Annotated in this window: 14 protein-coding genes; 3 read left to right on the top strand and 11 right to left on the bottom strand. The window is 57.9% G+C overall.

Annotation, left to right across the window (positions count from 1 at the left end; translation table 11 throughout):
* The first annotated feature begins 139 nt into the window (after nt 1-139).
* Nucleotides 140-1,078, top strand: a complete 939-nt coding sequence (locus NCG89_RS03765) for a type II secretion system F family protein (RefSeq protein ID WP_251088440.1) — start codon at nt 140-142, stop codon at nt 1,076-1,078.
* Here NCG89_RS03765 and NCG89_RS03760 read toward each other — a convergent pair.
* Nucleotides 1,053-1,235 carry a hypothetical protein gene (locus NCG89_RS03760; protein WP_251088439.1) on the bottom strand — a complete coding sequence of 61 codons (183 nt, stop codon included), beginning with the start codon at nt 1,233-1,235 and terminating at the stop codon, nt 1,053-1,055. The genes NCG89_RS03765 and NCG89_RS03760 overlap by 26 nt on opposite strands.
* Before the next feature lie 228 nt (nt 1,236-1,463).
* Here NCG89_RS03760 and NCG89_RS03755 point away from each other — a divergent pair, with 228 nt between their 5' ends.
* Nucleotides 1,464-2,627 (top strand): type III PLP-dependent enzyme, encoded by a 1,164-nt coding sequence (locus NCG89_RS03755; protein WP_251088438.1) that lies wholly within the window; start codon nt 1,464-1,466, stop codon nt 2,625-2,627.
* Nucleotides 2,628-2,635: 8 nt separating this feature from the next.
* Here the strand turns inward: NCG89_RS03755 and NCG89_RS03750 are convergent, their stop codons facing one another.
* From NCG89_RS03750 to speD, 4 genes are all read right to left on the bottom strand, one after another.
* Entirely contained in the window at nt 2,636-3,487 is an 852-nt protein-coding gene (locus NCG89_RS03750) for a hypothetical protein (RefSeq protein ID WP_251088437.1), read from the bottom strand.
* Nucleotides 3,459-5,714, bottom strand: coding sequence for an arginine/lysine/ornithine decarboxylase (locus NCG89_RS03745; protein ID WP_251088436.1), 2,256 nt, complete (start codon nt 5,712-5,714; stop codon nt 3,459-3,461). The genes NCG89_RS03750 and NCG89_RS03745 overlap by 29 nt, the downstream gene beginning before the upstream one ends.
* A 347-nt stretch (nt 5,715-6,061) precedes the next feature.
* A complete protein-coding gene (gene speE / locus NCG89_RS03740) occupies nt 6,062-6,910 on the bottom strand; it encodes a polyamine aminopropyltransferase (RefSeq protein WP_251088435.1) in 849 nt (282 codons plus the stop codon).
* A complete protein-coding gene (gene speD / locus NCG89_RS03735) occupies nt 6,903-7,358 on the bottom strand; it encodes an adenosylmethionine decarboxylase (protein WP_251088434.1) in 456 nt (151 codons plus the stop codon). The genes speE and speD overlap by 8 nt, the downstream gene beginning before the upstream one ends.
* 259 nt (nt 7,359-7,617) lie before the next feature.
* Here speD and msrA point away from each other — a divergent pair, with 259 nt between their 5' ends.
* A complete protein-coding gene (gene msrA / locus NCG89_RS03730; protein ID WP_251088433.1) occupies nt 7,618-8,274 on the top strand; it encodes a peptide-methionine (S)-S-oxide reductase MsrA in 657 nt (218 codons plus the stop codon).
* Nucleotides 8,275-8,479: 205 nt separating this feature from the next.
* On the opposite strand, the gene NCG89_RS03725 is transcribed toward msrA, so the two are convergent.
* The 6 genes from NCG89_RS03725 to NCG89_RS03700 are packed head-to-tail and all read right to left on the bottom strand — an operon-like array spanning nt 8,480 to nt 15,078.
* The gene (locus NCG89_RS03725) at nt 8,480-9,295 is read right to left on the bottom strand and encodes a symmetrical bis(5'-nucleosyl)-tetraphosphatase (RefSeq protein WP_251088432.1); all 816 of its coding nucleotides are present in this window, start codon (nt 9,293-9,295) and stop codon (nt 8,480-8,482) included.
* Entirely contained in the window at nt 9,295-9,669 is a 375-nt protein-coding gene (apaG, locus tag NCG89_RS03720) for a Co2+/Mg2+ efflux protein ApaG (protein WP_251088431.1), read from the bottom strand. Before apaG ends, NCG89_RS03725 begins: the two co-directional genes overlap by 1 nt.
* A 31-nt stretch (nt 9,670-9,700) precedes the next feature.
* On the bottom strand, nt 9,701-10,489 hold the full coding sequence (rsmA, locus tag NCG89_RS03715) for a 16S rRNA (adenine(1518)-N(6)/adenine(1519)-N(6))-dimethyltransferase RsmA (RefSeq protein ID WP_251088430.1): 789 nt from the start codon (nt 10,487-10,489) through the stop codon (nt 9,701-9,703).
* Nucleotides 10,489-11,484 (bottom strand): 4-hydroxythreonine-4-phosphate dehydrogenase PdxA, encoded by a 996-nt coding sequence (pdxA, locus tag NCG89_RS03710; RefSeq protein WP_251088429.1) that lies wholly within the window; start codon nt 11,482-11,484, stop codon nt 10,489-10,491. Before pdxA ends, rsmA begins: the two co-directional genes overlap by 1 nt.
* Nucleotides 11,484-12,743 carry a peptidylprolyl isomerase gene (locus NCG89_RS03705; protein WP_251088428.1) on the bottom strand — a complete coding sequence of 420 codons (1,260 nt, stop codon included), beginning with the start codon at nt 12,741-12,743 and terminating at the stop codon, nt 11,484-11,486. Before NCG89_RS03705 ends, pdxA begins: the two co-directional genes overlap by 1 nt.
* 1 nt (nt 12,744) lies before the next feature.
* Nucleotides 12,745-15,078, bottom strand: a complete 2,334-nt coding sequence (locus tag NCG89_RS03700) for an LPS-assembly protein LptD (RefSeq protein ID WP_251088427.1) — start codon at nt 15,076-15,078, stop codon at nt 12,745-12,747.
* Nucleotides 15,079-15,220 lie beyond the last annotated feature (142 nt).

The raw sequence follows: 15,220 nt of genomic DNA, 5'->3' as shown, positions 1-15,220 counted from the left end.
TGGAATCGCTGGCCGGGAATGAAGTAAAAAACGCCAAATCAGGCCGACTTTGCTCCGACCTGTCAAAGGCACGTAGTATAGAGCTTCCCGATTGCCAGACCCACCGTGTTTGGTTGTTATCCTGCAAGAGAGCCCCGTTTTGATTGCCTCCCGATATGCCCAGCGCTTTGTTTTGTTCCAGAATTTGTATGAAGTGAGCCAGCAGTCGGATCAACAGGATTGGCAGACACTGGTTGCCAAGTTGAGCCAGGGCCAGCAGTTGGCTCAGCGAGCGCAGCTGGAGGAACTGGCCGACAAGTTTGCGGCAGGTCAGCAGGTGGTGATGGAAGAGCTGCGCAGTGGCGGCATGTTTCTACCGTGGGAGCTTGGCATTCTGCAACTTGGCTTAGCCGCAGGGGACTTGCCCACCGCTTACCGGCGGCTCGCCGAACACTATCGGCTATGTTGCGATTTCGCCCAGCGCCTGCGCCATTATTCGCGTTTGCCCATGGTACTGGTGCTGGGTTGTGGGGCCGTGATGCCGTTGATGCTCATGTTGACTGGCTATCTCAGCCTCAGCTCGGCCCTGTGGTCGCTAGTGCTCGCCTTTTTTCCGGTGTTAGTGGCTATGGGGCTTGCCGGCATGCTAATCCGGCCGCCCAGCCCACGTCGGTTGCAGGCGCTGATGTTTAGCCTGCCCGGTGTCGGACGGGGTCTGCATTGCTATCAAAATTATCTGTTTGTGGCTAATTTGGCCCAGTGCATTGGCGGTGGCTTGGCGCTGCCACAGTCACTGCGGCAATCTGCCCGGCGCATGCCGGAAAGCCCGGCAAAAGGGCGCTTCATTCGCCTGGCGGCGCAGGTGGAAAAGGGGGAATCCTTGTCGACGGCGCTGATGGCCAACGGGATTTTGCAGGGCGTATCGCTAAACAGCTTACCGAAGGGCTTGGCGGCTCAAGAGGCGCCGGCCCAATTGAGTCTGGCAATTCACCAGGCAAGTGAGCAACAGCTGCGCTACTGGGGCGCGGCGCTGCCCTTTACCTTGCTGGCGCTGGTGCCTTGGGTCATTGGTGTTAATGCATGGTTTCTCGGGAGCTGAGTTGCTTGAGTTCACGCAGATAGTGGCGACGGCCTGACAGCTCCTGCTCGATAGCAAAGCGTTCGGCATTATTTTGCCATTCTGCGTTTTTCAACAGTTCCCACAATTTCCGACTGCAAAGGTTCTTTACGTTAATTTCACTATTTTGATTGTTCACTTTCATTCTCCTTGAGTCATCGACTCTACCTTTGGTCCCTTCACGCTTGTCTCTGCTTCCTTGTGCGAGGTGATTATTGACAAGTCAGGTTGCAAGGGTATGACAATACGATTTTTTCCTTCGTTTCCTGTAGACTGCGGCCCTTTTTCAAAGGCCGGTTTTTAGCAGCTGGCATATTCCAGATTGCTCAGCCCCTTATGCTGGGGGCATTGCCATGGAGAAATTACCATGAAGCAAGAGGTCCTCAGCGAAGCGGCCTGGCAACGAATTGTCGAGTTTGCCGCTGACAAAGCCACGCCATGCCTGGTACTTGATTTGCAAACCGTGCGTGACAAGTACCGTGAGCTTATCGAGGCTTTTCCCTTTGCCGGTGTTTATTACGCGGTCAAGGCAAATCCCGATGCAGCAATTATCCGCTGTCTCCAGGAGCTGGGTGCCCATTTCGATATTGCGTCTGTGTTTGAACTGCGCAAGCTGCTGGAACTCGGCATTGCCACTGATCGAATGAGCTACGGCAACACCATTAAAAAGTCTGCCGATATTGCCTTTGCCTTCGAACAGGGCGTGTCGCTGTTTGCCAGTGACTGTGAGTCCGACATCAGAAAGCTAGCAAAGTTCGCGCCAGGCAGCAGGGTTTACATCCGGGTGCTTACTGAAGGCTCCGAAACGGCGGACTGGCCGCTATCGCGGAAATTTGGTTGCCAGGCGGATATGGCCATTGAGCTGATCCTGCTGGCCCGGGAGTTGGGATTGGTGCCCTACGGCATTTCCTTTCACGTTGGCTCCCAGCAGCGGGACATTGGCACGTGGGATGCGGCAATCGCCAAGGTGCGCTTTATCTTTGACCGTCTGGCCGAGGCCGATATTCACTTGGAAATGATCAATATGGGCGGCGGCATGCCGGCCAATTACGCCAATCGACACCACGATATTGCGGCCTATGGTGCCGCTATACGGCGCTTTCTGGATGAGGATTTTGGCAACCATGAGCTGCAGGTATTGATTGAGCCAGGTCGCTCGCTGGTTGCCGAGGCGGGGGTGTTGGTCAGCGAGGTGATTCAGGTATCACGCAAATCCCAGGATTCCCTCGACCGATGGGTGTATCTGGATGTGGGGTTGTTCGGTGGGATGATCGAAGCCATTGGCGAAGCGATTCAATACCCCATGGTATGCGATCGCCAGGAGGGCGAGCTGGATGAAGTGGTGATCGCCGGACCCACCTGCGACAGCATGGACATTCTCTACGAGGATCACCGTTACAGCCTGCCACTGGACCTGCAGGAGGGCGACCGACTCTACTGGCTGACCACCGGCGCCTACACCACCAGTTACAGCTCTATCGAGTTTAACGGGTTTCCGCCGCTACAATCCTATGTTGTCGACGAAGGGTAAATGGCGAGCTAGAGCTCCAATTCCTGGTACAGCAACAGAGCCGCCGCCGTCGAGGCGAGCAACAGGGCGTGGTCCTCGGGCAGCTCTTGGAGTAGCCAGACGCGCCCAGCGTTAATATTTTCCACTGCTGCCACAACCTGCCGACCCTGGCGAATGATATAGCCCATGCCATCAATGGGCCACTGATGGCCCGCGGCCTCACGGCTGCTGCTGACCAGATAACTGTTGCCGTCGCTGCTGTAAAGTATCCCCTCGGCCTTGGCCTCATTATTAAAATCGCTAATCAGCAGCAGATATTCTTGTCCGTCGGCGGTGCTTATGGCGCAGCTGAAGCGCTGCTGGCTGTCGATGATCCAGCTGAAGTCCTCATCGGGCCGATGATCAAAATCCAGCGCTTCGAGGCTGGCTTGCTGAAAGCAGGCAATGCGATTGGGGGTGGCGCCGCCGCTTAACACGAAGCGATAGCCACCTTCTGCGCTGCTCATCTCGTAGCCGCCGACCTTCCACTGCTGGCTGCTCTGCCAGTCCCGATCAATGATACCGCTGCGATAGGGGCCGAAACTAAGCTGCTGCTTTAGCAGAAAACCGTAGCGACCCTTTACCGGGTACACCGTAGAGTGGGCTAGAAATGTTTGGGGCAGAGCCAGTTCAGGAACCTGGCAGCCGACCAGCCCAACAAACAGCGCGGCTAGCACCGAGCCGAGCGCGCCCCGGAGAAGTCGGCTAACGGTGGGGTGAGTCACAATGGACTGAGCAAACGCAGCGAGGCAGTGGGCCATGTGGCGAATCCAGGCAGATGACGATGCATCATCCGCCCGGATGGACGTGCGGTCAACAATCGTCGATGACAGCGTCAACAAAGTAGTGGTACTCGTTGCCGACCTTCTCTTTCACCAGCCCGTGGCAGTCGGTTTCGAAGCCGGGGAAGCGGGCGTTGAAGTCGCGAACAAACTGCAGATAGCGAACAATGGTCTTGTTGAAACGCTCGCCCGGGATTAGCAGCGGAATGCCGGGCGGGTAGGGGGTCACCAGCATGGCGGTGACCCGACCTTCCAGCTCGTCGATGGGCACCCGCTCAACCTGACGGTGGGACATTTTTGCCCAGGCGTCGGCGGGAATCATCGCCGGCTCGATATTGGACAGGTACATCTCGGTGGTGATGCGGGCCAGGTTGTATTCCTTGTAGACACTGTGAATGCCGTTACAGAGGTCGCGCAGCCCCACCTTTTCGTACTGGGGATACTTGTTGGCAAACTCGGGCATAACCCGCCACAGCGGCAGGTTCTGGTCGTAGTCGTCCTTGAACTGCTGCAGCTCGGTCACCATGGAGTTCCAACGCCCCTTGGTGATGCCGATGGTGAACATAATGAAAAAGGAATACAGCCCGGTTTTTTCGATTATGATGCCGTGCTCAGCCAGGTACTTGCTGACAATCGATGCCGGGATGCCGTAGCTGTCGAAGTTGCCGTCAACGTCGAGCCCCGGGGTGATAATGGTGGCTTTAATCGGGTCGAGCATGTTGAAGCCCGAATCGATTTTGCCAAAGCCGTGCCAGCTGTCATCCGAGTGAATGACCCAGTCGTCCCGGTCGCCAATGCCTTCTTCGCTGAGCACCTCAGGCCCCCAGACTTTAAACCACCAGTCGCTGCCGTAGTCGGCATCGACTTTGCGCATGGCGCGGCGGAAGTTGAGGGCCTCCTCGATGGATTCTTCCACCAGTGCGGTGCCTCCTGGCGGGTCCATCATCGCCGCAGCGACGTCGCAGGAGGCGATGATGGCGTACTGGGGGCTGGTGGAGGAATGCATCAGATAGGATTCGTTAAAGCGATGGGTATCGAGTTTTCGCTTCTCGCTGTCCTGCACCAGAATCTGGGAGGCTTGGGATAAGCCCGCCAGCAGTTTATGGGTGGACTGGGTGGCAAACACCAGGGTGTCTTCAGAGCGCGGGCGACCGCTGCCAATGGCGTGCATATTTTCGTAAAACGGGTGGAAGGCGGCGTGGGGCAGCCAGGCTTCGTCAAAGTGCAGGGTGTCGATGCTGGCATCGAGGATGTCTTTGATCTCTTCGACGTTGTAAACGATGCCGTCGTAGGTGCTCTGGGTAATGGTCAGAATGCGCGGCTTTTTCTCTTTGGCGTCACGGGCAAAGGGATGTTGTTCGATCTTCTGGCGAATCGCTTCGGGATCGAACTCACTTTTTGGAATCGGGCCGATAATGCCATAGTGGTTGCGGGTGGGCATCAGAAACACCGGAATCGCCCCGGTCATAATGATGCTGTGCAGAATCGATTTGTGGCAGTTGCGATCCACCACCACGATATCGCCGGGGGCGACCACCGAATGCCAGACCACCTTGTTGGAGGTGGACGTGCCGTTGGTGACAAAGAACAGATGGTCGCAGCCAAAAATACGGGCGGCGTTGTGCTCACTGGCGCTGACTGGCCCGGTGTGGTCCAGCAGCTGACCCAGCTCTTCGACCGCATTGCACACATCGGCGCGGAGCAGGTTTTCGCCAAAAAACTGGTGAAACATCTGGCCGACGGGGCTTTTCAGAAAGGCGACGCCGCCGGAGTGACCGGGGCAGTGCCATGAATAGGATGAGTCGCTGGCGTAGCCCATCAACGCGCGGAAGAAGGGTGGCGCCAGGGAGTCCAGGTACTTGTTGGCCTCGCGAATGATGTGGCGAGCGACAAATTCCGGTGTGTCCTCAAACATGTGAATAAAGCCGTGCAGCTCCCGCAAAATTTCGTTGGGGATATGGCTTGAGGTCCGGGTTTCACCATACAGAAACACCGGGATATCGGTGTTGCGCTGGCGGACGGCTTTCATAAATTCGCCGATGGCGGCCAGGGTTTGGCTGGCCGATTCCTCGTCATCGCTGAACTCTTCATCGTCAATCGACAGGATAAAGCAGGAAGCCCGGCTGGCTTGCTGGGCAAAGGCGGTCAGGTCGCCGTAGCTGGTAAAGCCGACCACCTCAAGGCCCTGGCTGCTGATGGCATCGGCCAGATCGCGAATGCCCGAGCCGGAGATATTCTCCGAGCGAAAATCTTCGTCGATGATGACAACAGGAAAGCGAAATTTCATATCGTTACTCGCAAATAGCGCCGCAGCGGATTAAACAATGTCTGGTCATCAGTTTGCACTGACTATTTTGCCCATGATGACGAAAATATATGACCAGCGAATGTTGCTGAATGTAGCGTAGTCAAAAACCTGGCAGGGCGGTTGGCCAATGGGCGGCTTCAGGCCCAGGCAACGCCAGGTTTTTCGTACTGGGTAGTTGGATTTTGCAAGATAGTACCCCGCCAGACTGACATCGAAAACCCGACACCGCTGCAAATTCAGTTTGATCGGCGATTTCAGCCAAAAAAAGCCCGCCCCATCAGGATGGGGCGGGCTGAGAAAATGTCGCACGGTTGATTGGGTCTGGGTCAATCCAGACTATCGATCAGGTACTGGGGCAGCGCAAAACAGCCGGCATGCAACGCCGGATTGTAATAGCGGGTTTTTATGCCGCTGTCCTGATAGCGGGCGGCCAGGGTTGCCTGGGGAGTCTGCCATAACGTGTTGTTATCGCTTGCCCAGGCAAAAGTCATGATGCCACCGATATAGGTGGGCACCGCGGCGGCGAAGAAGCGGGTGTCGGCAAAGAAAGGCGACAGCCGCTTTTGGGTGGTGCTGACTTCATCGGGTTGCATAAAGGCGACGCCATTTTGCGCCGCGAACACGCCACCGGGTTTCAGGCAGCGCTTGATGCCCTCATAGAATGGCGAGGTGAACAGTACCTCGCCGGGGCCGATGGGGTCAGTGCTGTCAGACAGAATGACGTCGAACTTGCGCTCGGTGCTGGCGACATACTCGATGCCATCGCCGATCACAATTTCCGCGCGCGGGTTATCGTAAGCGCCGGCCGAGTGACGCGGCAGGTATTGCACGCACATGTCGATAACAGCTTGGTCGATTTCAACCTGCACTGCGCGTTCAACACCCTGGTGTTTGAGGACTTCTCGCAGCAGGCCGCCGTCGCCACCGCCAATGATCAACACATCTTTGGCTTGGCCATGGGCAAACAGGGGGACGTGGGCGAGCATCTCGTGATAGATGAACTCATCCCGCTCGGTAGTCTGAATAATGCCATCCAGCGCCATTACCCGACCAAAGCTGGTCGACTCGAAAATCACCAGGTGCTGATGCTCAGTCTTGTTCTCGAACAAGATCTCAGCAACTTCGAAGCCCTGGTGATATCCGTGGTGGAGGGTTTCGTTAAACCACTCAGACATTACCCATGTTCCCGCGCAGGTTTTCACCAACCTCTACCCGGGAAGGGTTAAATGCCTTTTGCAGAATACCGACGGCAAGCTCGGGTTTGGCGTCGCCACACATGAAGACATCAAAGGCAGCATAGTCGCGCTCGGGCCAGGTGTGTACGCTGATATGGGATTCCGCCAGCACAGCAACACCAGAGATGCCACCATTGGGAGTGAAGTGGTGCATGTGAATATGCAGCAGGGTTGCACCGCACTCGCGCACACAGTCCAAAAAGGCTTGTTCCATACGGGGGATGTCATCGAGGTGAGAAGCGCCCCACAGGTCGATGATCAGATGCGTGCCGGCAAATGCAACGCCGTCACGAATAATGAAGTGGTCCAGATTTTCGTCCGATTGGCTAATCGGGGTGCAGCTAGCCGCACTGGCCTCCAACTGAGGCATGAGATCCAAGCTTTTCATTTAGCATAAATCCTCCGCAGGGGTGAAAGAAGCGGCGATTTAAACGTTTTTTGTTCTAAATAGCAACCCTAAAGTTGGCAAATAAGGACCTCGAATTTTTACTTATAAACTAAGGGCTTATCCACATTTTCAGGGGGCTTGCCCCGAGCCTCCCGAGGGGCGGGGGCAGGCTGGCTTTTTGCCTTTAAAAGGAGGCATAGTACGGCGAGCAAAATTGCCGTCATTCGCTTGTTGGTTACCGACCTAATAAGGAGCAGCTATGAGCGTGCTAGATCGTTATCGCAAATCGGCGCTGATGCCCAGCCCGGAAGAGGCCTTGCCGGGACGGGAAGTGCCCATCACCAAACCGGGTCAGCACACGGTACTTGGAACCTCAATGGCGCCGCCCTTCCCTGAGGGGATGGAACAGGTGTTATTCGGAATGGGCTGCTTCTGGGGGGCTGAGCGCAAATTCTGGCAGGTGGATGGCGTTTACACCACGGCGGTGGGCTATAGCGGCGGTTATACCCCCAACCCGAAATACGAAGAAGTGTGTTCAGGGGCGACCGGTCACAATGAAGTGGTGTTGGTGGTCTTCGACCCTGCCAAAGTCAGCTTTGCCACCCTTTTGAAAGTGTTCTGGGAAAGCCACAACCCCACTGAAGGCATGAGCCAGGGCTATGACGTGGGCACCCAGTATCGCTCCGGCATCTATTGTTTTGGTGATGACCAGCTTGCCGAGGCACAGGCCTCGCGGGAAGTGTTTCAGCGGGTGCTGGCTGAGAAGAAATCCCGCCTGCCAGCGATCACCACCGAAATTGTGGCGGCGGGGCCGTTTTATTATGCCGAGCCTTATCATCAGCAGTATTTGGATAAGAATCCGCAGGGGTATTGTGGGTTGGGGGGCTTGGGATTGAATTGTGGACTTGATGGATGAGGTGATATTCACCTTGGTGGTGTTGGTGTTTTAGGTTTGGTTGCTGGCACGCTGTTGGGTTTTGTTTCTGGCGGAAAGTAGCTGTTTCGCCCAGCAAGGCGAAAAAATGCTTTCAGAAAATGAAGATAACCCGACAGGGCGCCATAGCCCACCGACAAAACCGTATACCAACGCGAACACGATCCTGCGGCGAAGCCGCAAAAACCTACCCCCTCCGGCAGGGCTGGGAAACCCGCTCTCCAGTCTCCAAGTTCAGCATCGTCATGCAATTGCCCCACACGCAACCGGTGTCGAGGCCGATCACCTCGTCACGTCCGGTGTTGCCCTGCAGTGCTGCCCAATGTCCAAAAATGAGCTTTTCACGTCGGGGTGAATGGGGTGCCCACTCAAACCAGGGCCGATAGCCGTCGGGCAGGTTGTCGCCGGTATCTTTGTAGTCAAATTCCAGCTCGCCCTGACTGCCGGTCAAGCGCATGCGGGTAAAGTAATTGGTGATGCAGCGCAGGCGGGCGACACCGCGCAAATTGTCGTCCCACTGTGCGGGCTCATTGCCGTACATATCTCGAAGAAAGTCATCCAGCCCCGGTCCTTGTAAGGTGGCCTCCAGTTCGCGGCTCAGGGCCAGGGCCTGGTCGCTGCTCCAGATATGGGGAATACCGGCGTGGCTCATCAGGTAGTCGCCCTCGGCGGGGCGATAGGCAAGCGGTTGGTGGCGCAGCCAGTCCACCAGTTCTGGTAGATCCGGGGCGGCCAGCAGTGCCTGTAGGGTGGAGTGGCGACCGCGTTCGGTGGCGCCTCTGGCCAGGGCCAGGGTGTGGAGGTCGTGATTGCCGAGGGTGATTCTCAGGCTGTCGCGGATGCGATAGAGAAAACGCAGGGTATCCAGGGAGTCGGGCCCGCGGTTGACCAGGTCGCCGACCAGCCAGAGTTGATCGCGATCGGGATTGAATGCGACCGTTTCCAGCAAGGCTTGCAGGGGCGCAAGGCAGCCCTGTAAATCGCCAACGGCAAAGCGGCGCACTAGTGCAGCGCCGAGGGTTGGGCCAGGGAAAACACCCCAATGGGGGCAATGAAGGGGCGGCCGGAGGCGCTGATCATTTCGTAGCTGCCTTCCATGGTGCCAACGGCGGTGCTAATGACGGCGCCGGAGGTGTAGCGAAAGGACTCGCCAGGCTCGATCAGCGGTTGTTTGCCGACCACACCCTCGCCGTGAACCTCCTGCACCTCATTGTTGCCGTCAGTGATAATCCAGTGGCGGTTGAGCAGACGCACCGCTTCATCGCCGCTATTGGCGATGGTAATGGTGTAGGCAAAGGCGAAGCGGTGACTTTTTGGCTCGGACTGCTCCGCAAGATATTCGGTTTCGACAGTGATGCTGACGGTTCGATCTGGCATGGGGTCTCGGTGTCGGCTGTTGAAAGTGGCGTTACTGACCGGCGGTCAGGTGATTGGCGATGGTAACAAATTCCGCCAGGGCGAGCTTTTCCGGGCGCAGCCCCGGATCAATACCGAGGTCTTCCAGGGCCTCGCTGCTGATCAACTCTTTCAGGTTGTTGCGCAGGGTTTTGCGGCGTTGATTAAAGGCGCTGCGCAGGACCTGCTGCAGGGTGTCAACGCTGTTTGCGGGGTGGGGTAATTCGGTGTGGGGCGTTAAGCGGACGATGGCCGATTGCACCTTGGGCCGAGGGGAAAAGCACTCCGGCGGCACTTCAAACAGGTTTTCCACCTGGCAATAATACTGTGCCATGATGCCCAGGCGGCCGTAGGCCTTGCTGCCGGTCTCGGCGGCCAAGCGCTCGACGACTTCTTTCTGCAGCATAAAGTGCATATCTGCAATACCGCCTTGCTGGGACAGCAAATGGAAAATCAGCGGGGTGGAAATGTTGTAAGGCAGATTGCCCACTACCCGAAGTCGGTCCTTGCCCGCCAGTGCTTGGATATCAAATTTCAGGGCATCGCCCTGGTAGAGGTGAAAGTGGCTCAGGTGGGAGAATTTCTCCTCGAGGATCGGTACCAGATCCCGGTCCAGCTCAATAACTGACAGTTCGCAACCCGATTCCAGCAGCAACTCCGTGATGGCCCCTTGTCCCGGCCCGATCTCCAGCAGCCGCTGACCCTCTCGGGGGTAGATGGCAGAGACGATGCGGCGGATGATCCCCTGGTCGTGAAGAAAGTTCTGGCCAAAGCGTTTTCTGGCCCGGTGTTTGGTTTCCATTAGTGGCCCCTTCCTGCCTTGGCAGTGGCCATCGAAATAGCGGTGCGAATCGCAACTTCAAAACTGCCGGTATCGGCGCTGCCCTTGCCGGCCAGGTCGAGCGCGGTGCCATGGTCGACCGAGGTCCGGATAATCGGCAAGCCGAGGGTGATATTAACGGCCCGGCCAAAGCCTTGATATTTCAGCACGGGCAGGCCCTGGTCGTGATACATAGCTAACACCGCGTCACATTGGTCGAGGTATTTGGGTTGAAAGGCGGTGTCGGCGGGGTAGGGTCCACTGAAGTGCCAACCCTGGTCGCGCAGCTCCTCAAGGCAGGGGGAGATGGTGTCGATCTCCTCTCTGCCCATATGGCCGCCTTCGCCGGCATGGGGATTGAGCCCCAGCACCATAACCCGCGGCTCGCTCAGGCCAAACTGCTGCTGCAGGCTGCCCTGCAGAATGTGGCAGACTTCCAGCAGCGTGTCCCGGGTGATGGCCGTGGGCACGGCACTCAGCGGCAGATGGGTGGTCACCAGGGCGACCCGAAGCTGCTCGGTGGCTAACATCATTACCACTTTGTCTACCCCGCAGCGCTGGGCCAGAAACTCGGTGTGGCCGCTGAAGGCAATGCCGGCATCATTGATGACGGATTTTTGCACTGGCCCGGTGACCAGCCCGTGGCAGTGGCCTGCCAGACAGGCATCAGTGGCCTGGGTCAGGGTAGCGAGTACGTAGTGCGCATTGGCCGCGGTCAGCTGTCCCGGCAGGGACGCAGTGGCCAGTTTCACCGGCAAGCATCTGATGTGACCCTGGCGATGGGGGATGGGGGCGGCGCTAAAATCGGCCGGGCTGCACTGCAGCGGCAGCTTGAGCGCCGCCGCGCGCTGGGCTAAGAGATCGGGGTCGGCAACGGCCACCAGCTCAGCGGGCCAGTCTTGCTGGGCCAGCTGAACGAGCAATTCGGGACCGATGCCTGCAGGTTCACCGGGGGTGATGGCGAGCCTGGGGGTCATTAAATTTTTTCGTCGACAAAGGCCTCGCTGCGGATTTTGCGCAGCCAGCTCTCCAGTTCCTGATCAAATTTACGATCATGCAGGGCGCGCCGTGCCAGCTGCTCGCGCAACCTATCGGTCATGTCTTCCCGGCGGCGGTCTTCCACCATGATGATGTGCCAGCCGTAGGGCGATTCTACCGGCTCGCTGATTTTGCCCACCGGTGTGTTGTCCATGGCCTGTTCAAACTGGGGCACCAGCTGACCGGGAGAGGTCCAGCCAAGACTGCCGCCCTCTTGGGCAGAGCCGATATCTTCAGAGAATTTCTTTGCCAGGTCGGCAAAGGACTCGCCATTTTGCACCCGGGCTCTCAGGTCCGCGGCGAGCTGGCGAGTCGCCGCTTCGTCGCGAATGGCTGAGGGCTTGAGCAGAATGTGGCGGACCTTGGTCTGGTCTACCAGCTCATTAACACCGCGGCTGCCCAGCATTTTCACCACGTGGTAGCCACTGGCGCTTTGCAGCGGGTCAGCCACCTGGCCGTCGCGCAGTTTGGGCGCCACATCGGCGAACAGACCGGGCAAATCGTTTTGTTTACGCCAGCCCAGGTCGCTTCCGCTGACATCGGCGAAGGGCAGTTTGTCGTAGCTGGCGCCGTTACGCAGGGCGTCGGCCACTTTACGGGCTTTCTGCAGCGCTTCTTGACGTTGGCCATCGGTGGCGTCGGAGGCGACCGGAATCAGTACGTGTGCCAGGCGGTAATCTGGCGAAGTGCGGGACTGGCCCTCTTCGGATTCGAGGTAATTCGCCACTTCCTGCTCGGTGATCTGGATGCGTTGATTCACATTCCCGGCTTGGACTCGCTGAATCAGCATTTCCCGGCGTACCTGCTCGCGCAGCTCGAGGTAGGAGGTGCCGCTGGAGATCAATGCCTGACGGAACTGCTCCAGGGTCATTTTGTTTTGGGCGGCGATGCGGGTGACGGCCTGGTTCAGTTCTTCGTCTTCAATTCGCAGGCCGACGCGATTGGCCATCTGTAGTTGAATGCTTTCCAGAATTAACAGGTCGAGCACTTCTTTGCGCAGTTGTTCATCCGGGGGGGCGCTCTGGCCGGCTCGGGCAATGTTGGTCTTGATGGTATCCAGCCGGTGATTCAGCTCGCTGGTGAGGATCACGTCATCGTCGACAATGGCCGCGATACGGTCCAACCATTGCACATCTGCACGGGCGACAACGGCGGACACCACCAGCAAGCCAGCCAGTAAAATTTGAGTTAAGCGCATGTTATTCATCAGATTGGTAACCAAAAATACTTTCCTCAAGCGCGCTGGTTACGGCTGTTCCCAGACCGCCCAGGCCCTTTAATTGAAATTCCACCAAAAATGCGGAGTCGCGTTCGGTGCGCCCGGTGGTGGGGCTATTAGACCCTAGCACATCGTCAGGTTCCAGCGCCTGCTGGTAGACCATCCTGACCAGCCAACAGCAGTTCTGGTACTCGGCACCCACCAGGTTTTCCACTGGTCGACTGTTTTCAAAGTCGTATTGGGTTTTCGCGAAGACTTTCCATTGATTATTAATGGGCAAACTCAATGACGCGTCTGCCTGGCGAATGTCTGACTCCAGACCGCCAAATTGGTTGCCCTCACGGCGGAAGGTGTAGCCCACGTTAAACAGGACGCCTTCGTCGCTGCGCAGATGGTAGCTCAGATTGCTCTGATTAATCATCCCCTGGCGGGCATCGAGCAGCATGTCGGTGCTGAACCAATGGTTATCGTGGGGCAGGAAACGCACCTGAGTGGCCAGGTCTGAGTTGCTGCTGCGGCGCTCTTCGTCGCCCGGGAGCTGTACCCGGCCATCGTTAAAGTAGTAGAGCTGGCCCACGCTGACGGTCAGCATCTCCCGGCCCACGTCGTTGTTGATGAAGCGGCTGCTCACCCCGACTGCCACCTGGTCGGCGTCGTCGAGCCTGTCGTGGCCGGTAAAGCGGGTGTCGCGGAATAGTTGCTGGTAGGTGAAGGTGAGGGCGGAGCTGTCGAAATCCGGCTGGTCGCTCTGGTCTTCGTATTCCGAGTAGCGATAGAACACCCGAGGTTCCAGCGTCTGGGTCCAGGCTTGCTCCTGAAAATTCAGTGGCCGCTCAAAATACATGCCGGCGTCCAGCGTGAACTGGGCGCTGCTGGCGGCGGGGTTCTCTTCGAGGCCGGCGCTGCTGGCATCCTCCAGGTCGTAGGCCACATGACGGCTCTTATAGGCGGGCTCGATAAAGCCCCAGCGCCAGCGCATGGGCAGGCTGACACCGGCGGCGCCATAGAGGCGTTGGCCAGTCACGTTGGTGCCGCCGTCAGCGATGCTGTCCCGGTGGTCAAATTCGGTGTACTCAACTTCCAGGCTGGGCTCGAGGGCAAAGTTCTTTGCCGGCGACACATAGGTCAGGCCAAGTTGCGGCAGTTTCTGGTAAGGGTCGTCCACCGCGGCGATGGTTTGGTAGCGCTGTACTTCAACGGTGCCGTGCCAGTTGTTGGCGCGATAGTGCATGGCAGCCTGTTGGTTGAGGTGGGTGCTGCGCTTCACGGCGAGGTTGGCCAGCCCCAGATCGGTAAAGTAATCCTCGTCGCTGACCCGGGTGAAGTCGATCTCGGTTTCCCACTCGTCGTTGATAAAGCCCTGCTCGTTAACCCCGAGCAGCCAGCGGTCGATATCTTCTTTCTGGTCATTGGCCAGGTAGCCGGTATTGATTTCCCACTCGCTGTAAGGGTTGAGGTAGCGGAACTCGGTTTCCAGCGCTTCGCCGCGCTGCTCGATAAAGCGCGGCGCCAGTGTTAAGTCGTAGTTGGGTGCCAGATTGATGTAGTAGGGCACCGAGATGTCGAGACTGCCATCGGCCACACCAAAGGTGGGAAACAGAAAGCCGGTGGCCCGGCGATCGTCCACCGGGAAATTCAGGTAGGGGGTGTAGAACACCGGAATATCGTAAATGCGCACCACGGTGTCCCGGGCAACGCCACGCCCGCTCTCGTAATCGAGGCGAATTTCATCGGCGTGGAGGGACCAGGTTTCCTTGTCCGGGGTGCACTGGGTGTAACTGGCCTGCTCCAGCAAAAAACTGGTGGCATCGGGGCGGGCGATACGTCCGGCGGCGCCTCTGGCGCCAGCGTCATAGGCGAGGATTTCCGCCTGCTCAAGTTCACCCAGGCCGCGATTGGTGTCGATCTTGGCGTACTGGCCTCGCAGCAGCACACCGGGCTGGCGCAGCACCACATTGTCGCGCAGCACCACGGTGCTGTTGGCGCGGTCGTATTGGGCGTAGCCTGCGTCCAGACTGAGACTGCCTTTGCGCAGCTCAACCTCGCCGGTCATGGTGGCTTTGGGACCGACCGATTCAATGGTGCCGGCGGAAACATTCAGGGGGGCATCAATGGGGTCGGTATCGGCGCCGGGCCAGTCCCGCCTGGGTTCAACAAAGCGACCCTCGCAGCCGGGGGCCGTTTCGCAGCGCTGGTTGGGTGCCAGGTAGTCGTTGGGCAACCAATTCCAGTGGCGATAATATTCCGGCAGGTCGGCGGGTAACTCGCCAACGATCGGGTGGGGGTTGCTGTCACAGCCGGGGGCGGGGGCCATCTGTCCATAGCACAGCCCGCTCAGGGCGAGCATGGCAGGAAGAGTTAGAAGTCGTGATGCAGACATGCAGTGTAAATATGTTGAAACCCGGTGGAGCCCCCTTGGCGAAGGTGGATAATAAAGCATTCTCTGCTAGGATGCC

This window comes from Spongiibacter taiwanensis (assembly GCF_023702635.1).
GTDB classification, from domain to species: domain Bacteria; phylum Pseudomonadota; class Gammaproteobacteria; order Pseudomonadales; family Spongiibacteraceae; genus Spongiibacter; species Spongiibacter taiwanensis.
The sequence above is the reverse complement of the archived record's forward strand: the minus strand, read 5'-3'. Positions and strand labels throughout refer to the sequence as shown.